20 protein-coding genes and 4 tRNA genes are annotated in these 25,683 nt (G+C 57.0%); 6 read left to right on the top strand and 18 right to left on the bottom strand.

Annotation, left to right across the window (positions count from 1 at the left end):
- Positions 1-22: 22 nt before the first annotated feature.
- Positions 23-1,471, top strand: a complete 1,449-nt coding sequence (gene pyk / locus QPL96_RS07330; protein WP_303286678.1) for a pyruvate kinase — start codon at positions 23-25, stop codon at positions 1,469-1,471.
- A gap of 60 nt (positions 1,472-1,531) precedes the next feature.
- On the opposite strand, the gene QPL96_RS07325 is transcribed toward pyk, so the two are convergent.
- The 3 genes from QPL96_RS07325 to zwf are packed head-to-tail and all read right to left on the bottom strand — an operon-like array spanning position 1,532 to position 4,392.
- Positions 1,532-2,179, bottom strand: a complete 648-nt coding sequence (locus QPL96_RS07325) for a bifunctional 4-hydroxy-2-oxoglutarate aldolase/2-dehydro-3-deoxy-phosphogluconate aldolase (protein WP_303286676.1) — start codon at positions 2,177-2,179, stop codon at positions 1,532-1,534.
- 31 nt (positions 2,180-2,210) lie between these two features.
- The gene (gene pgl, locus QPL96_RS07320; protein ID WP_303286674.1) at positions 2,211-2,930 is read right to left on the bottom strand and encodes a 6-phosphogluconolactonase; all 720 of its coding nucleotides are present in this window, start codon (positions 2,928-2,930) and stop codon (positions 2,211-2,213) included.
- On the bottom strand, positions 2,917-4,392 hold the full coding sequence (zwf, locus tag QPL96_RS07315) for a glucose-6-phosphate dehydrogenase (protein WP_303286673.1): 1,476 nt from the start codon (positions 4,390-4,392) through the stop codon (positions 2,917-2,919). The genes pgl and zwf overlap by 14 nt, the downstream gene beginning before the upstream one ends.
- A 226-nt stretch (positions 4,393-4,618) precedes the next feature.
- On the opposite strand from zwf, the gene QPL96_RS07310 reads away from it, so the two are divergent.
- A complete protein-coding gene (locus QPL96_RS07310; RefSeq protein WP_303286671.1) occupies positions 4,619-5,497 on the top strand; it encodes a MurR/RpiR family transcriptional regulator in 879 nt (292 codons plus the stop codon).
- A gap of 540 nt (positions 5,498-6,037) precedes the next feature.
- Positions 6,038-6,172, top strand: a complete 135-nt coding sequence (locus QPL96_RS07305) for a hypothetical protein (RefSeq protein WP_303286669.1) — start codon at positions 6,038-6,040, stop codon at positions 6,170-6,172.
- A gap of 366 nt (positions 6,173-6,538) precedes the next feature.
- Here QPL96_RS07305 and QPL96_RS07300 read toward each other — a convergent pair whose 3' ends face one another.
- The 10 genes from QPL96_RS07300 to QPL96_RS07255 all read right to left on the bottom strand — a co-directional run bounded on the left by QPL96_RS07300 (position 6,539) and on the right by QPL96_RS07255 (position 15,893).
- On the bottom strand, positions 6,539-8,386 hold the full coding sequence (locus QPL96_RS07300) for a SurA N-terminal domain-containing protein (RefSeq protein ID WP_303286668.1): 1,848 nt from the start codon (positions 8,384-8,386) through the stop codon (positions 6,539-6,541).
- 156 nt (positions 8,387-8,542) lie between these two features.
- Entirely contained in the window at positions 8,543-8,815 is a 273-nt protein-coding gene (locus QPL96_RS07295) for an HU family DNA-binding protein (RefSeq protein WP_303286667.1), read from the bottom strand.
- 238 nt (positions 8,816-9,053) lie between these two features.
- Positions 9,054-11,480 (bottom strand): endopeptidase La, encoded by a 2,427-nt coding sequence (lon, locus tag QPL96_RS07290; protein ID WP_303286666.1) that lies wholly within the window; start codon positions 11,478-11,480, stop codon positions 9,054-9,056.
- Between the two features lie 170 nt (positions 11,481-11,650).
- Entirely contained in the window at positions 11,651-12,934 is a 1,284-nt protein-coding gene (clpX, locus tag QPL96_RS07285; RefSeq protein ID WP_303286664.1) for an ATP-dependent Clp protease ATP-binding subunit ClpX, read from the bottom strand.
- Positions 12,935-13,010: 76 nt separating this feature from the next.
- Positions 13,011-13,646: an ATP-dependent Clp endopeptidase proteolytic subunit ClpP gene (gene clpP, locus QPL96_RS07280; protein WP_303286662.1), complete on the bottom strand. Its 636-nt coding sequence runs from the start codon at positions 13,644-13,646 to the stop codon at positions 13,011-13,013.
- Between the two features lie 170 nt (positions 13,647-13,816).
- Entirely contained in the window at positions 13,817-15,121 is a 1,305-nt protein-coding gene (gene tig, locus QPL96_RS07275; RefSeq protein ID WP_303286661.1) for a trigger factor, read from the bottom strand.
- A 240-nt stretch (positions 15,122-15,361) separates the two neighbouring features.
- A tRNA-Leu gene (locus QPL96_RS07270) sits at positions 15,362-15,446 on the bottom strand.
- Positions 15,447-15,525: 79 nt separating this feature from the next.
- Positions 15,526-15,601, bottom strand: a tRNA-His gene (locus QPL96_RS07265).
- Between the two features lie 106 nt (positions 15,602-15,707).
- Positions 15,708-15,784, bottom strand: a tRNA-Arg gene (locus QPL96_RS07260).
- Positions 15,785-15,816: 32 nt separating this feature from the next.
- Positions 15,817-15,893: transfer RNA gene (locus QPL96_RS07255), tRNA-Pro, on the bottom strand.
- A 231-nt stretch (positions 15,894-16,124) separates the two neighbouring features.
- On the opposite strand from QPL96_RS07255, the gene folD reads away from it, so the two are divergent.
- On the top strand, positions 16,125-16,982 hold the full coding sequence (gene folD, locus QPL96_RS07250) for a bifunctional methylenetetrahydrofolate dehydrogenase/methenyltetrahydrofolate cyclohydrolase FolD (RefSeq protein ID WP_303286660.1): 858 nt from the start codon (positions 16,125-16,127) through the stop codon (positions 16,980-16,982).
- Positions 16,983-17,119: 137 nt separating this feature from the next.
- Here folD and QPL96_RS07245 read toward each other — a convergent pair whose 3' ends face one another.
- From QPL96_RS07245 to QPL96_RS07235, 3 genes are all read right to left on the bottom strand, one after another.
- Positions 17,120-19,300, bottom strand: a complete 2,181-nt coding sequence (locus QPL96_RS07245; protein ID WP_303286658.1) for a malate synthase G — start codon at positions 19,298-19,300, stop codon at positions 17,120-17,122.
- 150 nt (positions 19,301-19,450) lie between these two features.
- The gene (gene cysS, locus QPL96_RS07240) at positions 19,451-20,839 is read right to left on the bottom strand and encodes a cysteine--tRNA ligase (protein WP_303286656.1); all 1,389 of its coding nucleotides are present in this window, start codon (positions 20,837-20,839) and stop codon (positions 19,451-19,453) included.
- The gene (locus tag QPL96_RS07235; protein ID WP_303286654.1) at positions 20,836-22,515 is read right to left on the bottom strand and encodes a glutamine--tRNA ligase/YqeY domain fusion protein; all 1,680 of its coding nucleotides are present in this window, start codon (positions 22,513-22,515) and stop codon (positions 20,836-20,838) included. Before QPL96_RS07235 ends, cysS begins: the two co-directional genes overlap by 4 nt.
- Before the next feature lie 137 nt (positions 22,516-22,652).
- Between QPL96_RS07235 and QPL96_RS07230 the strand changes: the two genes are divergently transcribed.
- Both QPL96_RS07230 and lpxH read left to right on the top strand, forming a co-directional pair.
- A complete protein-coding gene (locus QPL96_RS07230; RefSeq protein WP_303286653.1) occupies positions 22,653-23,153 on the top strand; it encodes a peptidylprolyl isomerase in 501 nt (166 codons plus the stop codon).
- Complete coding sequence (gene lpxH, locus QPL96_RS07225) at positions 23,150-23,875, top strand: UDP-2,3-diacylglucosamine diphosphatase (RefSeq protein WP_303286651.1); 726 nt, start codon at positions 23,150-23,152, stop codon at positions 23,873-23,875. The genes QPL96_RS07230 and lpxH overlap by 4 nt, the downstream gene beginning before the upstream one ends.
- Before the next feature lie 219 nt (positions 23,876-24,094).
- Here the strand turns inward: lpxH and QPL96_RS07220 are convergent, their stop codons facing one another.
- Together QPL96_RS07220 and QPL96_RS07215 are read right to left on the bottom strand one after the other, a co-directional pair.
- Positions 24,095-24,991, bottom strand: a complete 897-nt coding sequence (locus QPL96_RS07220) for a hypothetical protein (RefSeq protein WP_303286649.1) — start codon at positions 24,989-24,991, stop codon at positions 24,095-24,097.
- Between the two features lie 57 nt (positions 24,992-25,048).
- Positions 25,049-25,441, bottom strand: a complete 393-nt coding sequence (locus tag QPL96_RS07215; RefSeq protein ID WP_303286648.1) for a thioesterase family protein — start codon at positions 25,439-25,441, stop codon at positions 25,049-25,051.
- Positions 25,442-25,683: the final 242 nt, after the last annotated feature.

Raw genomic sequence — 25,683 nt, 5'->3', positions numbered from 1 at the left:
GAAGAACCAAAGGACACCCACCATGCTCAGGCGTACCAAGATTGTCGCCACTCTCGGCCCCGCCACCGACTCCCCGGAATCCCTTGCTGCCATCATCAGCGCCGGTGTGGACGTTACCCGACTGAACTTCTCCCACGGCAGCGCCGAGGAGCACATCGGCCGCGCCCGCCGCGTTCGTGAAACTGCTGCAGCGCAAGGGCGGTTTGTCGCTCTCCTGGCCGATTTGCAGGGCCCGAAACTCCGTATTGCCCGTTTTACAGAAAACAAGGTTACGCTGAAAGCCGGCCAGACCTTCATCCTGGACGCCACCATGGACAAGGAAGCCGGCACCGAGGAAAGAGTCGGGATCGATTACGAGCAGCTGATCCGGGACGTGGAGCCCGGCGATATTCTGGTCCTTGATGATGGCCGTATCGAAATGGAAGTTCAGTCAGTGGCTGAGCACAGCATCACCTCAACGGTACTGATCGGCGGCCCCCTTTCCAACAACAAGGGCCTGAACAAGCGTGGCGGCGGGCTTTCTGCCGAGGCGCTCACCGAGAAAGACAAACAGGACATCGTTACCGCAGCCAGGCTGGGCGCCGATTACGTTGCCGTATCCTTTGTCCGGACGGCGGAGGACATGCACATTGCCCGCCGCCTGCTCCGGGACGCAGGCTCCGATGCGTGCCTCGTTGCCAAGATCGAGCGTGCCGAGCTTGCCGACGATGTGGAGGCACTGGATGCGGTTATCGTCGCTTCCGACGCGGTGATGGTTGCCCGCGGCGACCTGGCCGTTGAGATCGGCGATGCCCAGTTGGTAGGTGTCCAGAAACACATCATCTCCCGGGCCCGGGTCCTTAATCGTGCGGTGATCACGGCCACCCAGATGATGGAATCCATGATCACCAGCCCAATGCCTACTCGGGCGGAAGTATCCGATGTCGCCAACGCAGTGATGGACTACACCGACGCGGTCATGCTCTCCGCAGAGACGGCGGTTGGCGATTACCCGAAAGAAGCGGTGGAAGCCATGGTGCGCATCTGCCTGGGCGCGGAGAAGCATCCCTCCATGCACCAGTCCAAACACCGTATTCATGAGAGCATGGCGGAAGTTGACGAGGCCATCGCCCTGTCCGCCATGTACGCCGCAAACCACCTGGAGGGTGTCTCGGCCATCATCTGTATGACCGAAACCGGCGCCACGCCAAGGTTGATGTCGCGCATCAAGTCCAGCCTGCCGATCTTTGCCTTCTCGCGTCATCACTCAACCCAGCATCGGGTTGTCATGTTCCGGGGCGTTCAGACGATTCCGTTTGATTCCGCAAGGTTCCCGAATGAGCGGACCAATGCTCTGGCGGTGTCTGAACTGATTAACCGTGGGGCGGTCAAGGATGGTGATCTGGTGGTCATTACCAAGGGTGATTATGTGAATGCCCAGGGCGGGACCAATACCATGAAGATTGTTCGGGTTGGTTCTGATATTCGCTGACTTTCCTATTCCTGACGCATCTCGGCCGGCTTACCCATAAGGATAATCCGGCAGATTACATCAGAGATCAGCCAGGCTACCCCGCGCAATCTCGGTGATCTGAAACCAATCCTTGGCCGCCACCACATCCTCAGGCGTCAGCCAGGAGCCGCCGACGGTCTGGACGTTGTCGAGGGCCAGATAGTCAGCTGCGGTGTTACGGCGGATGCCTCCGGTGGGGCAGAAGGAGACGTCCGGGAAGGGGCCACTGAAGGCTTTGAGGGCCGGGATGCCACCGGCGACTTCGGCCGGGAAAAATTTGAATTCGCGGTAGCCCAGATTATAGCCGACCATCAGTTCGGAGATGGTGGCAATGCCGGGCAACAGCGGCGCTTCGGAGGTTACGCCGAATTCGAGGATGGCCTCGGTCACGCCCGGGGTAATCACGAACTGAGCGCCTGCGGCCTCCACCTGACGGTAGTGGGCGATGCTGGTGACCGTGCCCGCGCCTACCCAGGCTTCCGGGATGGCCTTTCGGACTTTTTCGATGGCCTTTACGCCATGTTCGGTGCGCAGGGTGATTTCCAAAACGTTTATGCCGCCATTAACCAACGCCTGGCACAGGGGCACGGCGTCGTCAGGATCGTTAATGGTGATTACCGGCACCAGGGGTGAGGAGCTCAGCACTGCCCTGACGCGCTCGCGATGGTAGTCGGATAGTTGATTCATGGTTTTCTCCATAACAAAGATCGGGGCTTTTTCATGGGCTCCAGAACACCTGCAAACCAGGCTTGAGGAAGGCGCGGATGGGCATTTCCAGAACCTTGCCCGGATCGGACATTGCCTGTTCCAGAATCGCCAGTTTGTCCTCGCCTCTGAGATGCAATGCAGTGAAGCGGGCATCTCTCAGGGGTGGCCAGGTCAGGGTGATGCGCTTCTGGGGTTGCGACGCCGGCGTTGTGGCGGCAACGATGTCCTGGCATTCAGGATCCATGGCGTACGCCAGCTCCGGTGCGTCCGGGAACAGGGAGGCGGTGTGGCCGTCGTTACCCATGCCCAGAATCAGCACGTCCAGTGGCAGGACCAGGCCCGCCAGCTCCGCTTTCACTGCGTCCAGCCCCTCTGCGGGCGTGGCGCCAGGCTGTTTGAGGGACAGGTATCGGGCCGATGCGGCATGGTTCTGCAGCAGGTTGTCCCTCACCAGGCGGGTGTTGCTCGCAGGGTTGTCTTCGTCTACCCAGCGCTCGTCCGCCAGTAGAACATCCACCTTGCCCCAGTCCAGCGGCTTGCCGGAAAGCGCCTTGAAAAACGGCAGTGGCGTGGAGCCACCGGAAACCACCAGGCTTGCCCTGGGGACCTCTTTCAGGCGGGCAACCAGAAACTCTGCAACAGCGTCGGCAAGATTCAGGGCCACGTCATCCGGGGTTTTCCCAAACCGGGCCTGGATGCCTTCAGGAAACTGCAGATCAGACGTCTTCATACCAGCTCCTTCCATCCCGGGTGATCATGGCGATGGACGCAACAGGCCCCCAGGTTCCGGCGGCGTAACGCTTGGGCGGCTCGCCACAGTCTCTCCAGTTCTGAATGATCTGATCCACCCAACGCCAGGCGAATTCCACTTCGTCCCGGCGTACAAACAGGTACTGATTGCCCTTCATGACCTCCCAAAGCAGACGCTCGTAGGCGTCGGGAATACGGTCCGTATCGAAAGTTTCAGAGAAGGTCAGCTCAAGCGGACCCTGGCGCAGACGCATCCCCTTGTCCAATCCGTGGTCCTTGGTGAGAATCTTCAGGGACATGCCCTCATCCGGCTGCAGTCGGATGATTAGCTTGTTGTTGGCCAAATGCTTCTGGTCCGGGTCAAAGATGTAGTGCGGCGCCGGCTTGAAGTGGATGATGATTTGCGACAGTTTCTCAGGCAGGCGCTTGCCGGTCCGGATGTAGAAGGGAACGCCGGACCAGCGCCAGTTATCAATCTCGACTTTCAAAGCCACAAAGGTTTCCGTCGCGCTGCCCTTGTTGGCGCCCTCTTCTTCCAGGTATCCCGGAACGGGCTTGCCGTTACTGGTGCCGGCGGTGTACTGACCACGAACCACGTAGCTGTCCATCATGTCCGGCGTAATCTGCTTCAACGCCTTAAGCACCTTTACTTTTTCATCCCGGATGCTGTGCGCCGAAAGATCCGACGGCGGGTCCATGGCAATCAGGCACAGCAACTGCAGCAGGTGATTCTGGATCATGTCGCGAATCTGGCCGGCCTTGTCGAAATAACCCCAGCGACCCTCAATGCCAACGCTCTCCGCCACCGTGATCTCTACGTGGGATATGTGATTTTGATCCCACTGAGAGGCAAACAGGTTGTTGGCAAAGCGCAGCGCGATAAGATTCTGGACGGTTTCCTTACCCAGATAATGGTCAATCCGGAACAGCTGATTCTCTTTGAAGACCTCACCCAGCTCATTGTTGATAACCTTTGATGACTCAAGGTCGTGTCCGATCGGCTTCTCGACCACCACCCGGGTCTTCTCGGTGCCGCAGTTGGCCGACCGAAGGTTCCTGGCGATTACGCCATACATGGAGGGCGGAGTTGCCATATAAACGATGAGCTCGTTGCGGGCATCATCACGCCACTGGTTAAGCAAGTGGAACCCTTCGGGCTCATTAAAATCCAGAACCTGATAATCGACACGCTGCAGAAAGGCTTCCGCCAGGGCCGGATCAAATTCTTGCGGCTTTACATGCTGCTTGAGCTTCTCGAACAGCTGCTGGCGCACGGTTTCGGTATCGGCGTCAGTGCGCGCAATCGCCAGCACCCGACTGCCTTCCGCCAGCAGGCTTGTGCGCTCCAGCTGGTAAAGGGCCGGGAACAGTTTACGCTGGGCGAGGTCACCCAGGGCTCCGAATAGCATCAAGTCACAACGGGTGTTGATCTTGTTGGCCATTGGTTCCTTCTCTCTGGTGGGCAGTCGGTGGGCAGTCGGCGGCCAGGACCCAACGACAAACCATAATGTAGTAATGTTAAACAAATAATGACACTAAAAACGGATTTTTCCAAGAAAAAAATGCAAATAATGATATTTTTACTACCCAAAAAATGATAAAAAAACGGTATAATCAGCGCGTTTTTACAAAACGACCCGACCGCCCATGATTCAGGGAGTACCATTGATGGCCGCGAACCAGGCGCACCGAGACGACAACCTGCTTGAGGACATCCAGTCCAGGCTGGATGTCCTTAACAAATCCGAACGGAAAGTGGCCGAAGCCATTCTCCGCGATCCAAGCGCGGCTACCCGATACAGCATAGCCGCCCTGGCCAGGGCGGCGGATGTCAGCGAACCCACAGTCAACCGATTCTGCCGGGGCTTCTCGGCTACCGGGTTCCCGGACTTCAAGATCCGCCTGGCGCAGAGCATTGCCACCGGCACCCCCTACATCGGCCAGAATATCGAACCCGATGACACCGTTGCCGAATTCGCCGACAAAATCATGCTCAGCACCATTGCCAGCCTGGACAAGGCCCGGCAGGCGCTGGACCCGAAAGCACTGGCCACCGCCATTGACTACCTGATCCAGGCCAAACAGATCAATTTCTTCGGCATGGGCGGCTCCGCCTCGGTTGCACTTGACGCCCAGCACAAGTTTTTCCGTTTCAATATCCCGGTCATGTCCTACGACGATGCCCTGATGCAGCGAATGGTTGCCGCAGGCTCCAGCGTCGGTGATGTGATCGTGCTGATTTCCTACACCGGCCGGACCCGGGAAACCGTGGACATTGCCCAGTTGGCGCGCGCCAACGGCGCCACCGTGATCGGCATCACAAACCCGGACTCGCCCCTGGCGGAAACCTGCACGGTGGTATTGGGCGTTACCGCGCCAGAAGACACCGAGGTCTACATGCCGATGTCGTCACGCATTATTCACCTGACCGTCATCGACATTCTGGCAACCGGTGTAACCCTCAAGCGCGGCGCGGATTTCCTCGGCCATCTCAAGAAAATCAAGGAAAGCCTCAAGCCCACCCGGTTCCCGCCAAACGAAACCTGACCACCGCCACAGAAAGAATAGCAAAACGATTAATAGAGCAGCTTATCTTCCTGCGCCTCACCCGCCCCTCCAAATCCGCAGCATAAGACCTTTACCCTGGCGCCACCGGCCAAGCGCCTCGGGTCTGCATGTTTATCGGGGTTGTTTATCGGGGTCAGATGAAAATGGGGTCAGATGAAAAGTTCATCTGACCCCATTTTCATCTGACCCCATGTTCACGTACTTCAGGCGGCAGCTTCAGGCGTCAACCCGAGAGAGACAGCAAAGTCTCGTCCTCGGCGGAACCAAACGGCAAGCAGATGATTTAGGTTTGGGCGGTTCTAAGACTATGGCTGATTCTTTATCGAAATACGGGTATTTCCATACGAGCGATAATGGTTTCTGCCTACACCCCGCAGAGCTTCTTCCTCGTAGACTAATAGTGAGCTTACACACAACCCGTCGTCCGAGGGGTGGGTTCGGTTGTTACTTGTTCGTTGGGACAAAGCTTCTGAAGAACGGACGTAGGGTCAAAAATAGAACGACTGGAGATCATATCCTATGAATATTGTTCCCGTAATTACTCTTTTTGGCGGCTTAGCGGCATTTTTCACATTGGCAGTCGCCCTCAGATTCGCAGCTGGTAAAACTCAGGTGTCCGACAAACAGACCGACAAACAACTCATCGGCTCGTAATTATTCGTTAGCCAGATGCACACCGGCTGCCTCCTTGACAGCCGGCTGTATGTAAATGAGCCGCTAAATAACTGAGTTATTGTTAGGCGAGTTTAGTGCTTTCTGTGGCCGTCCAGCAGGTTCCACCAACAGGTGACGTGGTCAAGCATTTTGTGACACCTCAGTTAAGTCAAATTATGCTTAACTGGGGTGTACAAAACAATTAGACCACTTCACCCATCCGAGGACGACCACCGGGTTACAGTGCGCTCCCCGCCGGATAGGGGGTCAAAAAAAGCCCAGGCAAATTATTACGCCGGGCCTTCTTTTACAGCCGCGCTATTACATCCGCAGGGTGTCGGGCGGCGTCCTTTTTCCTGGCGAAAATCAGGGGCGATCTACTTCGGCCTGATTTCTCAGGAACTGCTGATAGGCGGCATACTCCCGCTGCCCCTCTAGCGATGCCAGGAAATCGCGAAGCTGGTTCAGTTCCGTGCTGCCCTCGGCAACCTCGCCGTCTTTGACTGCCTCCAGGGCAACCACGGAGGCGGCATCCGCTGTCACTGTTTTGCCGTAGCGGGCTTCGCCTTGATCCGGACGTGGCAGCGAAAACGCTTGCTGTATCACAGCGGGGGCTGCCTCGGAGGAATTCCTGGCCAGGCTCTGGTAGCTGGCCCATTCGCCCACGCTCTCAAGGGACTCTCCCGCCTCAAGGCTCGCTATGATTGTTTCCGCCCTTTCAACAAGGGCTTCACGGGTCTTGCGTTGCTCCAGGGTCGCCCGGATGTTCTCGCGAACCTCTGCCAGAGGCAGCTGCTCCGCCTCGTGGTATTTACGTACCCGTGCCACCACAGACACATTGTCGCCCACATCTATCAGCTCGGTATTGTAACCGGCCTCCAGCACGTCTTTGGAGAACAGCTGCCGAACCAGGCCGTCGTGATCAAATGGAGCCTGACCGCCTTCCCGGGAAATTCCCTTGGCTTCACGCACTTCCAGACCAAGCTCTTTCGCAGGTCCGGCCAGATCGTCTGCCGCATAGGCCGAATCCGCAAGCTGGGCCCGAACCTCGGCAAAACGCTCTCGCGCCTTGTCACGAGCCAGTTCCCGACGCAACTGATCATCAATCTCCGACAGCGGCGGTACTTCGGACCGCCGGATGTCCTCCAAACGAATCAGATGGACGCCGAATGACGTCCGTACCGGTCTGGAAATTTCACCTTCTTCAAGGGCAAACAGGGCTTCTTCAAAGGCTTTATCGTAGATACCCCGGCCAGCATAGCCAAGATCGCCGCCGTCTTGGGCCGAAATGGTATCAATGGAGTATTCCCTGGCCAGATCAGCAAACGATTCTCCGGCCTCCAGACGCTTCTGGATGGCTGTCATGGCCTGGTCGGCTTCGCTGCCCTCCTCGATCAGAATATGGGACGCACGGCGCTCCTCACTGGCCAGGCCGGCGGCACGCTGGTCATAATAAGCCTGGAGTTCCTCGTCGCTGACCTGAACATTCTCAGCCAGCGCTCCCAGCGAAAGCGTAATGTACGCCGCATCTACCCGTTCAGGCTGCTGGAACGCATCGGCGTTCTGCTGGTAGAACGCCTCAACATCAGCATCGGTCACTGCAACATTGCCTGCAATCGCGCTGGCAGGGATGTCTAGAACCCGAAAACTCCGGGTCTGATTCTGGATGCGTAACAGCTGGGCCGCATTCTCATCAGCAACAACAGCGCTCTGGATAATGCCGGCCCTGATCTGATTGAGAACATACTGCTTGCGCATTGCCTCACGGAATTCCGTGACACCCATCCCCATGTTGCGAACCGTGGCAACGAAGCGATCACGATTGAACTGGCCGTCTACCTGGAACTGGGGCATCCGGGTAATCAGCGCGTCAATGTCAGCGGCGTTAAGCGCAAGACCCTGAGCATTGGCATCCTGAATCAGAACCTGCTCCCTGATCAGGGATTCGAGAACGTCTTTACGAACCTGATCTTCGTTGAGTAAGGACGGATCGGGGGTTTCCATGGCGGACAGCCGGCGCTGACTTTCCATCTGAACCGCGCGGAGGAACTCCCGCTCAGTAATATCCTCGCCATTGACGGTTGCCACTTCAGGCTCACCAGAAAACCCGCCGATAATGGCGTCCATTCCCCAGATGGATAGCGACACGATCAGTAGGCCAATGATAATCTTGGCAATCGTGCCCTGGGCATTTTCCCGAATATCTTGAAGCATGTCTCTCCCGAATCCCTGTTCAAGGTCGTGCAGTGTGATTGGTTTCAGCGTGCTGTTAAGGGCCGGCTTAACGTAAAAAGGCGCACCCGGTTCGGAATGCGCCTTGAATTCTTCTTGGGTGGCTCCCTGTGACAGGAGCCACCGGAGAAAGAACCGTTACTTAACGGCGTCTTTCAGGGCCTTGCCTGCTTTGAACCCAGGCACTTTGGAGGCCGGAATCTTGATCTCGGCACCAGTCTGCGGGTTACGACCGGTACGGGCAGCACGCTCTTTAACGGAGAAGGTACCAAAACCGATCAGGGTTACCTGATCGCCTTTTTTCAGGGCACCGGTGATGGAACTGGTCATTGCATCCAGAGCACGGCCAGCGGCGGCTTTGGAGATATCTGAGGACTCTGCAATTGCATCGATAAGTTCGGACTTGTTCACACTAAACCCCTTCGATTTCAGGTTGAAGATGTTATAGGTTGGTTTGTTTTTTCTCGGGCGTTCTCGACTATCGCATAAGCGGTCAGAGAATTCCATTCTTCAGTTTTCTTATTCCCTGCGGCTTTAAACCGGCGTCTGGAATAGGCACTTACTGCGCGGGAGCCCTTGGTATTGGCTGCTTCACGGCGAAACAGTTATACCAACGGGCTCTCTGGCGTGTCAACAACTCATCAAGGCTTTAATGTGTATTTATGCGTTCTGACGCATCGCCTTCTTCATCACGCGGCTTACCTGAACCGGTTTCCGGCGACGAATCCTCGGCCCGGGGCTCCGGCGGATAAGCCAGTGCGATGTCCAGAACTTCATCAATCCACTTCACCGGGCGAATCTCCAGGGATTCCTTGATATTATCCGGTATCTCCTTGAGATCCCTGACATTCTCATCCGGGATAATAACGGTTTTGATACCGCCTCGGTGCGCTGCCAGCAGTTTTTCCTTGAGCCCGCCAATGGCCAGCACACGGCCTCTCAGGGTGATCTCGCCGGTCATCGCAACGTCGGCCCGAACCGGAATCTTGGTGAGTGCGGAAACCAGCGCTGTGCACATGCCAATACCGGCGCTCGGGCCGTCCTTGGGCGTTGCGCCCTCGGGAACATGGACGTGAAGGTCGTGCTTCTCATGGAAGTCATCAGCAATGCCAAGACCCGGTGCCCGGCTGCGAACCACCGTCAGCGCAGTCTGAATCGACTCCTGCATGACATCGCCGAGGGAGCCGGTTTTGACCACACGGCCCTTGCCCGGGGTGAGCGCGCACTCAATGTGCAGAAGCTCGCCGCCCACCTGGGTCCAGGCCAGACCGGTTACCTGGCCAATCTCGTTTTTTTCCTCCGCAAGACCGTATTTGAACTTCTTGACCCCTGAGTAGTCCTCAAGCATCTCTTGCGTGATCGTTACGGAGGCTTTGTCGCCACTCTCAACGTGCTCAACGTGGTCGCGTACCACCTTACGACAGATCTTGGCGATCTCGCGCTCAAGGCCACGAACGCCCGCTTCCCGAGTGTAGTAACGGATCAGGTCCCGAAGCGTTTCCTCCGGCAGCTTCAACTCTCCCTTACGCAGACCGTTGGCCTTGATCTGCTTGGGCAGCAGGTAACGCAGGGCAATGTTTACCTTCTCATCCTCGGTATAACCCGGAATACGGATAATCTCCATGCGGTCCAGCAAAGCCGGCGGAATGTCCATGGAGTTGGAGGTGCACACAAACATCACATCGGAAAGGTCGTAGTCCACTTCCAGGTAGTGATCGTTGAACGTGTGGTTCTGCTCCGGGTCAAGGACCTCAAGCAGAGCTGACGCCGGATCGCCGCGGTGGTCCATGCCCATCTTGTCGATTTCATCAAACAGGAACAGCGGGTTCTTCACTCCGACCTTGGACAGCTTCTGCAGGAGCTTGCCGGGCAGCGCACCAATGTAGGTTTTCCGGTGGCCACGGATCTCGGCTTCATCACGCACACCGCCCAACGCCATACGGGTGTACTTTCGGTTGGTGGCACGGGCGATGGACTGCCCCAGTGAGGTTTTACCGACACCGGGAGGGCCGACCAGACAAAGCACCGGGCCTTTCACTTTCTTCACACGACTCTGAACCGCCAGGTATTCCAGGATTCGCTTCTTCACTTCATCCAGACCGTAATGGTCCCTGTCCAGGATTTCACGGGCTTTCTCTATGTCATGACGAACACGGCTGCGTTTTTTCCAGGGCACCGCCAGCATCCAGTCAATGTAACCCCGGACCACGGTGGCTTCCGCAGACATGGGTGACATCATCTTCAGCTTGTTCAGTTCTGTTTCCGTTTTCTTGCGGGCTTCCTCCGGCAAACCGGCTTCCTCCAGCTTCTGCTCAAGCTCTTCGAAATCGTTGTTGCCCTCGCCCAGGTTACCCATTTCCTTCTGGATAGCCTTCATCTGTTCGTTCAGGTAGTACTCGCGCTGGCTGCGTTCCATCTGCTTTTTCACGCGGCCGCGAATGCGCTTCTCGACCTCAATCAGGTCGATCTCGCCATCAAGCTTGCCAAGTAACAGGTTAACGCGCTTACGGATATCCAGGGCTTCCAGAAGCTCCTGCTTTTCCGGGATGCGCATTTCCAGATGGGCGGCCATGGTATCGGACAGTCGCTCAAGCCCCTCAATCCCGGCCAGGGCATTGGACACTTCCGAGGGAATCTTTTTGGAAAGCTTCACGTACTTCTCGAACTCGTCCATCAAGGTCTTGATGAGCACCCCTTGCTCACGCTCCGGCAGACTCTCCTCGTCCATCAGAACGGCACTGCCGGAGAGGTACCCGCCTTCGGTAATGTCGCTGATGGTGGCGCGGGCGTTGCCTTCAACCAGAACCTTCACGGTGCCGTCCGGGAGCCTGAGCATCTGCAGAACGGTGGCCAGGGTGCCCATATCAAATACATCCCGGGGGCCCGGCTCATCCGTGGAAGCATCCTTCTGGGCAACCAGAAGAATTTCCTTACTGCCCTCCATTGCGGCTTCCAGAGCCTGGATGGATTTTTCTCGGCCCACAAACAGCGGGACCACCATGTGCGGAAACACCACTACGTCTCGAAGCGGGAGCAGCGGGTATTCGTGCACGGCATGTTCGGGTATCCGGGTCATAGGGAATCCTCTGACGATATTTCTTTCAGCATACCACCCTTGATTGGGGCGCCGACGTAAATTGCAATATTTTTACCGGAGGGAGAGCGGGGGAATGGCGTAACTAAAATGGGGTCAGATGAATGCTTTCACCTGACCCCGGTCTGACCTGGCTGCTCATCCGAGCGGGCTCAATCCTCGGGGACTGCCTTGGCGTGATCACTGCTGGCGTAGATCTTGAAGGGTTCGGAATCCCCGCTGATCACACTCTCGTCAATTACAACCTTGGTCACGTCATGCTCGGACGGAATCTGGTACATGGTATCCAGAAGCGTTGCTTCCATGATCGACCGCAATCCACGGGCACCGGTTTTCCGCACCATAGCCTTCTTGGCAACCGCCCGCAACGCATCGTCCCGGAAATCCAACTCGACGCCTTCCATATCAAACAGCTTCTGGTACTGCTTGGTCAGGGAGTTCTTGGGCTCGGTCAGGATCTGGATCAATGCTTCCTCATCAAGCTCGTTGAGGGTTGCAACCACCGGCAGACGGCCAATGAATTCGGGAATCAGGCCGTATTTGACCAGATCCTCGGTTTCCACGTCCTTGATGACATCACCGGTGTTCTTGGCATCGTCCTGACTGGCCACGGAGGCGGAGAAGCCAATGCTGTTTTTCTCGGTGCGCTCACGGATGACCTTGTCCAGCCCGGCAAAGGCACCGCCACAGATAAACAGCATGTTTCCGGTATCCACCTGCAGGAATTCCTGCTGCGGATGCTTCCGGCCTCCCTGGGGCGGAACCGAGGCGACAGTACCCTCGATCAGCTTCAGCAACGCCTGCTGCACACCTTCACCGGAAACATCCCGGGTAATGGAAGGGTTGTCTGACTTGCGTGAAATCTTGTCGATCTCGTCGATGTAGACAATACCCCGCTGGGCCTTGTCAACATCGTAGTCACATTTCTGCAGAAGCTTCTGGATGATGTTCTCGACATCCTCGCCCACATAACCTGCTTCAGTGAGTGTTGTGGCATCGGCAATGGTGAACGGGACATTCAGCATACGCGCAAGGGTTTCTGCCAACAGGGTCTTACCGCTACCCGTTGGACCAATCAGCAATATATTGCTCTTGCCAAGCTCAACATCGCCCTTGCCCTCTCCGTAACGAAGACGTTTGTAGTGGTTGTAAACCGCAACCGACAGCACCACCTTGGCGCGATCCTGACCAATGACATACTCGTCGAGGGTAGTGCGGATTTCGGCCGGTGCAGGAAGGCGATCACTCGGCTCGTCCTGCGCATTTTCCTGGATTTCTTCCCGGATAATGTCATTGCACAGATCGACGCACTCGTCGCAGATGAATACCGAGGGCCCTGCAATGAGCTTACGGACTTCATGCTGGCTCTTTCCACAAAACGAGCAGTACAGCAACTTGCCGTTATCGTCGCCCCTGCCGTTTCTTTCATCTGCCATTGAAATACCTCTGATCTCGTTTTGCCGGCGTCAAAGTCTGATACGCCGGACAAGTATGATGCGATTATTTCCAGTATTATTTATTCGGTACGCGCTTATCAAGTATTGAATCAATCAGCCCGTACTCTTTCGCCTGCGCCGGGTCCATGAAGTTATCACGGTCGGTGTCCTTGGCGATGGTCTCCATATCCTGCCCGGTATGGTGGGCCAGGATTGAATTCAGGGTGTGCCGGATCTTGAGGATCTCACGGGTGTGGATCTCGATATCCGTTGCCTGGCCCTGATAACCGCCCAGTGGCTGGTGGATCATCACCCGGGAGTTGGGCAGGCAGGCACGTTTGCCGGCAGCGCCGCCGGCGAGCAGGAAGGCGCCCATGCTGGCCGCCTGGCCGACGCACAGAGTAGCGACATCCGGCTTGATGAACTGCATGGTGTCGTAGATAGACATCCCGGCAGTCACAGAACCACCCGGGCTGTTGATATAAAGGTGGATGTCCTTGTCCGGGTTTTCCGATTCCAGGAACAGGAGCTGGGCCACAATCAGGTTCGCCATGTGGTCCTCTACCGGCCCCACCATGAAGATCACCCGCTCTTTGAGCAGACGGGAATAAATATCGAAAGACCGCTCACCGCGAGCTGTCTGCTCGATAACAATCGGTACCAGTCCGGAACTGGTCACCATCGCGGGGCCATCAATTGGTTTCTGCGTCATGATGCGACTGGACTCCTTGAGAACAATAGGTCGTGGACTCATGCCACGGCGGTTTCAGTAATGTTGCACCCCATACTTTGCCAGCAGCAGCCCCAGATGAAAACAGCCGGGCATGCCGGCTGTTTTGGGGGGTCGGCCAACAGACCGGAACCAATCCGGCCCCGGGCAAATCAGCGCTGGGGCTGACCAGCCTGCACAGCCTCTTCGTACTTGACCTTCTTTTCTTTAACGTCGGCCTGCTCAAGCACGTGATCAACAACCGCATCTTCCAGTACGGAGGACTCGATCTGGGCCTTCTGCTCCGGATTACTGCTGAAATGTGCAACAACCTCTTCAGGCTGTTCATACGTAGACGCGATCTCCTGGATCTTTTCGTCTACCTTGGCAGGGTCCGCCTTCAGGTCATTCTTCTTGACCACTTCCTGGAACAGGAGGCCGGTTTTCACGCGGCGCTCAGCCTGCTCCTGGAAAATCTCCTTCGGCAGTTGCTGGAAATCAACCTGGCCTCCGAAACGCTGAACCGCGTCCTGGCGCAGGCGATCAATCTCCTGATCCACCAGCGCAACCGGGATGTCCAGGCCGGTGGTTTCAAGCAGTCCGTCAACAACATCGTTCTTGACCTTGTTCGCAACTGCCTGCTTCAGCTCCCGCTCCATGTTCTTTCTGACTTCTTCACGAAATGCCGCTTCATCTTCGGCATCAATACCGAATTTCTTGAAGAACTCGGTATCCAGTTCCGGCAGTTGCGGCTCTTCGACCTTGTGAATCCTGATCTCGAACCTGGCCGGCTTACCCGCCAGATCCTCGTTGTGGTAGTCCTCCGGGAAGGTAACCTCAATCTCCATGTCTTCGCCGGCCTTACCGCCTACGATGGCCTTCTCGAAGCCAGGGATCATCTGACCGGAACCCAGAGTCAGGCGATGGCCTTCGGCCGCGCCACCCTCAAACTCCTTACCATCGATGAAACCTTTGAAATCGATGGTCAGAACATCCTTTTCCCTGGACTTGCGACCAACCTCCTCCATGGTGGCCTGCTGGCGACGCAGGTTGTCGATCATGTTGTCGACGTCTATGTCGGTGATTTCAGAGGTCAGTTTTTCTACAGAAATCTTGCTCAGATCGCCCAACTCGATTTCCGGAAGCACCTCGAAAATGGCTACGAACTCAAGGTCCTTGCCTTCCTCCATGGTCTTCGGCTCAAACTTCGGCCAGCCTGCCGGATTAATATCCTGCTCCTGCAATGCCTTGATGTAGTTGTCGCGCATTACCTCGCCGACAATTTCCTGGCGGACGCTGTCACCGAAACGACGCTTGACCACACTCATGGGCACCTTACCCGGACGGAAACCATTAAGGCGCAGGGTACGCGCGGTTTCCTGCAGCCGTTTCTGGACCGCCTGGTCGATTTCCTGGGCGGGCACACCAATCGTCATGCGACGCTCGATGTTGGAGGTCGTTTCAACAGACACTTGCATGGAAGATCCTCAAATTACAGGTTCGGTATATGAATGAAATTAAACCTAAAAGTCCGGTTTCGGGGAATCCCCGCAAAAGGACCGAAAATTAAAAGCCGATAGTTTATCATGCTTTGCCCCGCCGAGAGAATCACCTGGCAGGGCACTTTGAATCGCACCCCCGATAAGACCGGCGAAACCACCAGAAACCAGAACTGGGACAAAACCGGAAAAGAAAGGCGAAACGAGAAAAGAAAGAAATGGTGCGCGAGGAGAGACTCGAACTCTCACGGGTTGCCCCACTGGAACCTAAATCCAGCGCGTCTACCAGTTCCGCCACTCGCGCACAACGGGATGAGAAATAACCGATGGCAAGACCGCCATCAATACATTCACCAAACGCGGAATCAAACCTGAAAGAAAAGTGGGGTGGACGAAGGGGATCGAACCCTCGACCGCAGGAGTCACAATCCTGAGCTCTACCAACTGAGCTACGTCCACCACATCGGGACATACCTTTCGGTATTCTCTGTTTGACGACCGAATCGTCAAGGTTTCAACTTTGCCGGTTACGGTCGCTCCGGCGCAGACCAAGCCGACGACTTGATGGCGCGCCCGGCAGGACTCGAACCTGCGACCACCCGCTTAGAAGGCGGGTGCTCTATCCAGCTGAGCTACGGGCGCTTGACCGTTCGCCCACCCGAATATCCAGAAAATGGTCGGGGTAGAGAGATTCGAACTCCCGACATCCTGCTCCCAAAGCAGGCGCGCTACCAGACTGCGCTATACCCCGACTGAACTGAACAACAAGTGCTTCAGCAAAGTTGGCGCGCATATTACCGGCGCCGACTGGCTCCGTCAACACGGAATTTTAAATTCCCTGAAGCGACGGTTCCCCAGTGACAAAACACCGGCACGAAAGTTCCCCCGGGGCAGGCTAGCGCCGCCCCAATTGGAGTTCCCCCGGAAGCATGAGACAATGCCCGGCCTCCAAGTTACCAACGCCCAACCGACAAGACGAGACATGACCGCCAAACTGATCAACGGAAAAGACATTGCCGCCGAAGTAAGACAGCAGGTCGCCATCGGCGTGGAAGCCCGCAGGCAGCAAGGGCTTCGTGCACCAGGGCTTGCTGTGGTGCTGGTCGGCAACGATCCCGCCTCCCGCGTATACGTAGGCAACAAACGCAAAGCCTGCGATGAAGCCGGCATCCTGTCCCTCTCCTACGACCTGCCGGCAGACACATCCCAGGGCGCGCTGGAGGCACTGATAGACGAACTGAACGAGAACCCGACGGTGGATGGAATTCTGGTACAGCTCCCCCTCCCCGACCATCTGGATGCGGATCCGATTCTGGTGAAGATTCGGCCAGACAAGGATGTGGACGGCTTTCACCCCTACAACATTGGCCGGCTGATGCAGCGCAAACCCACGCTGCGCCCCTGCACTCCGGCGGGCATCATCACCCTGCTCGACAGCATCGATACTCCCTACAAGGGCCAGCACGCCGTGATTGTGGGCGCCTCCAACATCGTCGGGCGGCCAATGAGCATGGAGCTGCTTCTTAAAGGCGCAACCATAACCGTTTGCCACCGGTTTACGCCGGATCTGGAGAAGTTTGTTCGTGAAGCGGACATTCTGGTGGCAGCCGTGGGCAAACCCGGCCTGATCAAGGGAGAGTGGGTAAAGCCGGGCGCAACCGTGATTGATGTGGGCATCAATCGGATGGAAGACGGAAAACTGCACGGCGACGTGGATTTCGGGGCGGCGTCCGAACGTGCCGCCTACATCACACCGGTCCCCGGCGGTGTGGGACCCATGACCATTGCCACCCTGCTGCAGAACACCCTGTACGCCGCTGATGTCCTGCACCGGGTCTGACCCGATTTTCAGCTTTTTCGAGGGATCCATCCACATTCTGGTGAAAAAGAGGTCTGACCCCTTTGGGGTCAGACCCCGCTATGAAAAGCTGGTCACAAAAAACCCCGCGTCGCGGCGGGGTTTTTTGTTATCAGAGCTTACTGCCCGTACTTGGCTTTCGCTTTCAGGCGGTATGCGTGCAGGAGCGGCTCGGTGTAGCCATTCGGCTGCTCACGCCCTTTAAGAACCAGATCCAGGGCGGCCTGGAAGGCCACACTGTCCTCAAAGTTTCCGGCCATCGGGCGATAGGCAGGATCACCGGCGTTCTGCTTGTCGACCACGGCTGCCATGCGCTTCATGGTTTCCATGATCTGCTCTTCGGAGCAGATGCCATGGTGCAGCCAGTTGGCCAGCAACTGGGATGCAATCCGCAGAGTGGCACGGTCTTCCATCAGGCCCACATCATTGATATCGGGCACCTTGGAACAACCAACGCCCTGGTCAATCCAGCGCACAACATAACCAAGGATACCCTGGGCATTGTTGTCCAGCTCCTGCTGGATGTCTTCGACGCTCAGCGACGACGGATCGTCCATCACCGGTACCGTCAGGATGTCTTCCAGGGCGGCACGGGTGCGGCTTTCCAGTTGCTTCTGAACGTCGGCCACATTGACCTGATGGTAATGGGTGGCATGCAGGGTGGCGGCAGTGGGAGACGGAACCCACGCGGTGTTGGCGCCAGCCTTGGGATGGCCGATTTTTGCTTCCAGCATGCCCGCCATCAGGTCCGGCATGGCCCACATACCTTTACCAATCTGGGCAACGCCACGGAAACCGGTCTCCAGACCGATGTCCACGTTCCACTGCTCGTAGGCGTTGATCCAGGTTGCCTGCTTCATCGCGCCTTTGCGAATGAACGGACCCAGTTCCATGGAGGCGTGAATCTCGTCACCAGTGCGGTCCAGGAAGCCGGTGTTGATGAACACAGCGCGCTCCTTGGCGGCGTGGATACAGGCCTTCAGGTTAACCGTGGTGCGGCGTTCCTCGTCCATGATGCCCACTTTCAGGGTAAAGTGAGGCAGGCCGAGAGCGTCTTCAACGCGACCGAAGAATTCGTTGGTGAACGCCACCTCTTCCGGGCCATGCATCTTGGGCTTCACAATGTACATGGAGCCTTTGGTGCTGTTCTGGAACTTGCCGTTGCCTTTCATGTCGTGAATGGCAATCAGCGACGTGATCAGGCCATCCATCAGACCTTCCGGAACTTCGCTGCCGTCTTTCAGCAGAATCGCCGGGTTGGTCATCAGGTGGCCGACATTACGGATGAACATCAGGCTGCGCCCTTTCAGGCTGAGCTCGCTGCCGTCTGCCGCGGTGTAGGTGCGGTCGGTGTTCATTTTACGGGTCAGCTGCTTGCCACCCTTCTCAAACGTCTCCTGCAGATCGCCCTTCATCAGGCCCAGCCAGTTGCGGTAGGCCAGCGCCTTGTCGTCGGCGTCCACGGCGGCAACCGAGTCTTCGCAATCCATGATGGTGGTCAGTGCAGACTCCATCAGTACGTCTTTCACATTGGCGTCGTCGTCTTTGCCAATCGGGTGGCTGGCGTCAATCTGAATCTCGAAGTGCATTCCGTTCCTGACCAGCAGCACGCCGGTGGGGGCATCAGCGGCGCCGGTATAGCCAACAAAGCCGGCTTCGTCTTTCAGGCCGGTGGTTTCACCGTTCTGGAGCTTGACGGCCAGCTTGCCGCCTTCAACCAGGTACTTGGCGGCGTCCTTGTGGCTGCCAGAGGCCAATGGCGCTGAGCTGTCGAGGAGATTGCGGGCCCATTCGATAACTTTGGCGCCGCGCACCGGATTGTAACCACGGCCTTTTTCAGCGCCGTCCTCCTCGGAAATCGCATCGGTACCGTACAGGGCATCGTAGAGGCTACCCCAGCGCGCGTTCGCCGCGTTGAGAGCAAAACGGGCATTCATGATCGGAACCACTAGCTGCGGGCCGGCCAGGGTGGCCACTTCCGGATCAACATTGGAGGTGGAGATCTTGAACTCCGAAGGCTCGTCAACCAGGTAACCGATGTCTTTCAGGAAGGACTTGTACTCGGCCATGTCCAGCTTCTGGCCCTTGTGGTCCCGGTTCCAGCTGTCCATTTTTTCCTGGATCGCATCACGCTTGGCCAACAGCTCGCGGTTGCGCGGTGCCAGCTCGTTCACGATTTTGTCGAATTCTGCCCAGAATTTGTCGGCATCGATTCCGGTACCCGGGATCGCTTCGTTGTTTACGAAATCATACAGATTCTTTGCGACCTGAATGCCGCCGACTTGTACGCGTTCTGTCATCGTTGTCTGCCTCAGTGGGTTACGTTTCCCGACTCCCCCTTCATCTTGAGGGGGCATTCTAATTTGAGCGCCGCATTGTAAGGGAAAATCCGTACAAGATCATTCCTGCACGCGCAAAACTGGTCTGACCAACCACCATTTCCCCGAAATTCAGGCTTTACGCCAGGTTGTCCCCTCGCGGGAATCATCCAGAATGATACCTTTTTCAAGAAGATCGTCGCGGATCCGGTCGGCCTCGGCAAAATTCTTGGCCTTGCGGGCATCGGCCCGGGCCTGGATCAGTGCTTCAATATCCTCGGCGCTGAGCTCACTTCCCGTGCCTGCCTGGAAGAATGCCTCGGGGTCCTGCTGCAGCAGCCCCAGGATACCGCCGAGCCTTACAAGAATCGCTGCACTGTACTTGGCATCGTCTTCACGACCATCGCGGCGATGCTGATTGATCTCGTTAGCGACGGCGTGCAACACAGCAATGGCGCCTGCGGTGTTGAAGTCATCGTCCATCGCCTCGGCGAACCGCTCATCATGCTCGGATTCCGGCACGTCGGCAGCCTTGGCGGGCACAATCCCCCTCAGCGCATGGTAGAGCCGGGTGAGCGTGCGACCGGCCTCCGCCAGGTTTTCCTCGGAATAGTCCACCTGGCTCCGGTAATGACTGGAAACCAGGAAATAGCGAACCACTTCCGCAGGGTACTTTTCCATAATCTCGCGGATAGTGAAGAAATTGCCCAGGGATTTGGACATTTTCTCCTTGTTTACCCGAATGGCGCCGGCGTGCATCCAGGTGTTCACGAAGGTGTGGCCGGTGGCGCATTGGGACTGGGCAATCTCGTTTTCATGGTGCGGGAACAACAGATCGGGGCCGCCGCCATGAATGTCAAAGGTGTCGCCCAGGCAGGCGGTGGACATGGCCGAACACTCTATGTGCCAACCGGGTCGACCATCACCCCAGGGCGAAGGCCAGCTGACCTCCCCTGCTTTTGCCGCTTTCCACAATGCAAAATCCGCCGGACTGCGCTTGGCTTCCTGAACATCCACCCGCGCGCCCGCCAGCAGATCTTCCAGCTTCTTCTTGCTGAGTTTGCCGTAGTCATCGAAGGAATCGACGGCAAAATAAACGTCGCCGTTATCCGCCGCGTAAGCATGGCCACTGGCGATAAGTTTGCGGATCATCGCGATGATTTCGTCAATGAATGCCGTGGCCCGGGGCTCGTCGTCCGGAGACAGCACGCCCAGGCGGGCTTCGTCTTCGTGCATGGCCTTGATCATACGGTCAGTGAGCTCCGTGTAGGGCTCGCCGTTCTCGTCGGCACGACGCAGGATCTTATCGTCAATATCGGTAATGTTGCGAACATAGTTTACGTCGTAACCGCAGTGGCGAAGGTAACGGGTGACCACATCAAACGCCACCAGAACCCGGGCATGGCCAAGATGGCAGTAGTCGTACACCGTCATGCCGCAGACATACATCCGGACCCTGCCCGGTTCAATCGGCCGCAGTTCTTCCTTCTGCTGGGTCAGCGTGTTGTAGATGCGGATCACTTGCCCCCCTTACCCGAGGAATCCCTGAGCGTTACGGTGCGGTTGAAAACCGGTCGGCCAGCACTGGCGGTGTGCTCCTGATCGCAGAAGAAATAGCCTTCCCGCTCAAACTGGTAGGGCAGATCGGCACGAGGCTGCGCCAGGCTCTTCTCGACCCTGGCACCCTTGAGAACGACCAGAGATTCCGGATTCAGATGATCCATCAGGTCGCCGTCCTTATCACTGTCCGGCGATTCATGACTGAACAGACGGTCATACAGGTTAATGTCCGCTTCCACGCTATCGGTGCCCGAAACCCAGTGGATAACGCCATTGGGCTTATAGCCGTCGGGATTGACGCCCAGGGTATCCGGGTCGTATTCGCACCTGAGCTCCATGATCTTGCCGCTGTCATCCCGGATCACTTCCCGGCAGGTCACCACATAGCCGCCCCGCAGGCGTACCGCCTGATCCGGGGCCAGCCGCTTCCATTTGCGCGGCGGCTCCATCTCGAAGTCTGCCTGATCGATATACAGGGTCTGGGTCCAGGGCACTTCCCGTTCGCCCATATCCGGGTTTTGCGGGTGGACCGGCAGAGTCAGGGTTTCGCTCTTGTCGGCCGGGTAGTTGGTCAGCGTCACTTTCAGCGGGCGCATCACACACATGGCCCGCGGCGCACGACTGTTGAGATCTTCCCGGATGGCGTGCTCCAGCATGCCCACATCCACGGTACCGCCAGCCTTGTTCACGCCAATCATGTCGCAGAAGGTGCGAATGGATTCGGGCGTGTAGCCGCGCCGGCGCATCCCGGAAATGGTGGGCATGCGCGGATCATTCCAGCCCTCTACAACCCCCTCATCCACCAGCCGCCTGAGCTTGCGCTTCGACGTGATGGTGTAGTTCAGGTTCAGCCGGGCAAACTCGATCTGGCGCGGGTGACAGGGGGCCGAGATATTATCCAAGACCCAGTCATACAGCGGCCGGTGATCCTCGAATTCCAGAGTGCACAAGGAATGGGTGATTCCCTCCATGGCGTCCGAAATCGGATGGGTGAAATCGTACATCGGGTAGATGCACCACTTGTTGCCGGTCTGGTGATGGTCAGCGTACCGGATACGGTAAAGAATCGGGTCGCGCAGGTTGATGTTCGGGGACGCCATATCGATCTTGGCCCGAAGCACCAGTTCACCATTCTCGAATTTGCCATCGCGCATGTCGCGGAACAGTTGCAGGCTTTCTTCAACCGGCCGATCCCGATAGGGGCTGTTTCTGCCCGGTTTTTTCAGGCTGCCGCGGTACTCGGCCATTTCGTCGGCGGTCAGGGCGCACACGTAGGCCTTGTCCCGGGTAATGAGCTCTTCGGCAAACTCATACAGAGCGTCAAAATAGTCCGAAGCGTAGCGCACCTCACCGGCCCACTCATAGCCAAGCCATTCCACGTCCTGCTTGATGGCGTCGATGTACTCCTGGTTTTCCTTCTCCGGGTTGGTGTCGTCAAACCGCAGGTTGCATTCGCCGGAAAAGGTTTCGGCGATACCAAAGTTCAGGCAGATCGACTTGGCGTGGCCAATGTGCAGGTAGCCATTGGGCTCAGGCGGGAAACGGGTAACCACCTTGCCGGTGTGCTCGCCCCTGGCGATGGCGTCTTCGATCAGGCTCTGGATAAAGTTGTGGGCTTTTTTCGACTCGGCGCTCATACAATCTCTGTTTAAAGGGAGTGAATCTCAAACCGCGTATTATACTCACAAATCCTTGCCGGACTCATGCACAGCGGGAAACTCTTGAGTACAATGGGGCTTTGAACGCATTCAACCATTATGAACAGGAAACCCTGATGATTCTGCTGACAACCAACCATGGTGACATCAAGCTGGAACTGGATTACGACAAGGCTCCGGAAACCGCCAAAAACTTTGAACAGTATGTTCGCGAAGGCTTTTACGATGGCCTGATTTTTCACCGTGTGATCAGCAACTTCATGATTCAGGGCGGCGGATTCGAGCCGGACATGACGCCGCGCAAAACCCGGGATTCCATCCAGAACGAGGCAGATAACGGCCTGAGCAATATGCAGGGAACCATTGCCATGGCCCGCACCATGGACCCGCATTCCGCCACCGCCCAGTTCTTCATCAACGTTGAGAACAACGGTTTTCTTGACCACACCGCCAAGAATGCAGAAGGCTGGGGCTACTGTGTTTTCGGCAAGGTGGTTGAAGGCATGGAAACGGTCAACGCCATTCGGGCCGTGCGCACCATCATGCGCGCCGGCCATCAGGACGTACCCTCGGATGACGTGGTTATCGAGAAAGCCGAGGTTCTGGAGGACGCGTGACCACGCTGTTTATTTCAGACCTTCACCTCGAGGAATCACGCCCGGACATCACCAGGGCGTTCCTGGCCTTTCTTGAGCAAAAAGCGGCCGGGGCTGAACGGCTCTACATCCTTGGCGACTTTTTTGAGGCCTGGATTGGGGACGATGAGCGAACACCACTGCAGGAAAAGGTTGCGGCCGCCCTTCGCAACGTGAGCGGCGGGGGCACCGAGATCTTTCTGATGCATGGCAACCGGGATTTCCTCATCGGAGCGAATTTCTGTGATCGTGCCGGTGCGGCGTTGCTGGAAGATCCCAGCGTGATCGATCTGTATGGCACGCCGACCCTGCTGATGCATGGTGACAGCCTGTGCACAGCCGATGAGGAGTACCAGAAGTTACGCGTCAACATGCGCAACCCGCAATGGCAAAAGATGATCCTCCAGCGGCCCCTGAAAGACCGCCAGCAGATGGCCCGCCAACTGAGGGAGATCAGCATGGCCAAAAACCAGGACAAGGAGGAGTTCATCATGGATGTAACGCCCGGTGAGGTGGTCCGGGAAATGGAAGCCCACGGCGTGCAACGGATGATCCATGGCCACACCCACCGTCCGGCGGAGCATGCGCTGACTGCGAATGGGCAGCCAGCGAAGCGGATTGTCCTGGGCGACTGGGCCGAGAACGTCTGGTGGCTGGAAGTGACACCCGGCGCGTCACCCATTCTCGGCAAACACCCGCTGTAACGCCATCCATAAAGATCACCCAGGCAATGGCCACCCGCCGCTGCTGGCCACCGGACAACTGACCCGGGTACTGTTGGCCTGGTTGGATTTTCCGGAGCCGGACGGACCACAGATAAGGATCCGCCCACCCTGCTTCACGGTCAGGCTCGTCGGTGGAAAGGTGTTTTCCTGAACGCTCGGTTACACTGATAGAACATAGATCAGGGTTTGAACTGATTTTCAGGAATTTTCCGAGGGGATTGTCATTTCAGGAGGTTCAGAGTAGGTGTCCAGCCGCTTCAGCCAGCCCGGCAGCCAGCGCTCCCGCTCAACCGGATTTTCAGCATTCTCTGCCCTGCGGGTCAGCACTTTGCGGGCCGCCTCCTGAAATTGCTGAACGGCCGCATCTTCCGGATCGCCGGACATGGCCATCAGCACCTGCAACAGGCCCCAGCCTTCACCGTTATAACGCTCCGTCTGCGACACCCCCTCCCCTTTGAAGTTAACGTAATCCATGATTGCGTAAACGCCGCCGGGCGTCTGGCTCAAGGCTTCGAGGCGCTCGGTGATGTCGTCTTTCTGTGCTTCGGGAGCCGCATCAATCACCTTCTCCAGAGAGGTTCTGGCCCGACGAAATATAAACTCCGCCTGCATACCCTGACTGCCCGCCAGAAACTCCCTGAGCTCTGCCATTTCCGGCGAATCAACGACAGCCAGAAAGGACTGCCTGTCACCCCAGGGGGCGTCAAAGGGGGCGAGATCTCTCAGCCACTCGGGAATACTGACCTGGCGCTGCTTCAAGTACTCGATAAGAGCAGGAAAACTTTCCACGAATCTTCCATCCACACCCTCCGGATACCAGATAAAGTGCCCGATACCCAGGGACGGAAAGGCTTCCCCCTCATTCCAGTGAACCAGGCACTCGAAACGCCCCCCGCACTCGTTCCGGAAAATCTGCTGACCGACCCAATCGAGCTGAGCCGGGGTCAGGGCCAGGGATATATCCCTGGCGCGCAGCTCAGAATTCTCTCCAACGGCGCTCTTGGAACCGCTTTTAGGCTCCTTTTCATCCGAATCGCAACCAGCCAGCCCCAGCAGGCTGGCCAGGAAGATCACTAAGAGGGGTTTAAAAACCAATGGCTCACTCCTGATGAGTAGGGTCCGGACCCAAGGGCATAGTCACCGTTGCCTGCCTCAGTCCATCCGATGCGCGGACAGTTCCGACCTGATCTCGTCCGGAATCGGCAGGGCTTTTTCTGCCTTGTAATCAAAATGAATCAGAACTGCCACGCCACGGGCAATCTGTTTGCCATTCTGCCATGCCTCCTGAACCACGTGGAAGGAGCTGTTGCCGATTTTTCCAATGCCGGTGCGGATCTTCACCGGCATATGCCAGTAACTCTGTGCCATCAGATCAACCTCCAGCCGGGCGATGATCAGCGGCCAGGTCTCCACTTCCAGCGTGGGATGAAAAATCCGGAAAACCGGCGTCCTGGCCTGTTCAAACCAGACTGGCAAGGAGGTATTACTGATGTGCCCCAGGGCATCGGTATCGCTGAAACGTGGTTCCAGTTCAAGATGAAACATCGTGTCTTTCCTATCTCCAAAACCACCTACTATACACTGGCATACTGGCCACAAAGAAAGGCCCCGGTTGCACGACGAAGGCACAATGGGCAGTAAGCGGCCGTTGGAGTTGCTAGCCAGGAGATACACTGCACGCCGCTTCCCGTTTACACGGAGGATTCCGCCAGATCCACGAAAAAAGGGCCGGCCCTTGTGAACCTGGGGTCAGATGAAAGCTTTCATCTGACCCCGATTTCAGCACA

This window comes from Marinobacter sp. SS8-8 (assembly GCF_030540945.1).
Taxonomy (GTDB): domain Bacteria; phylum Pseudomonadota; class Gammaproteobacteria; order Pseudomonadales; family Oleiphilaceae; genus Marinobacter.
This window is presented reverse-complemented; position numbering and strand designations above follow the sequence as displayed.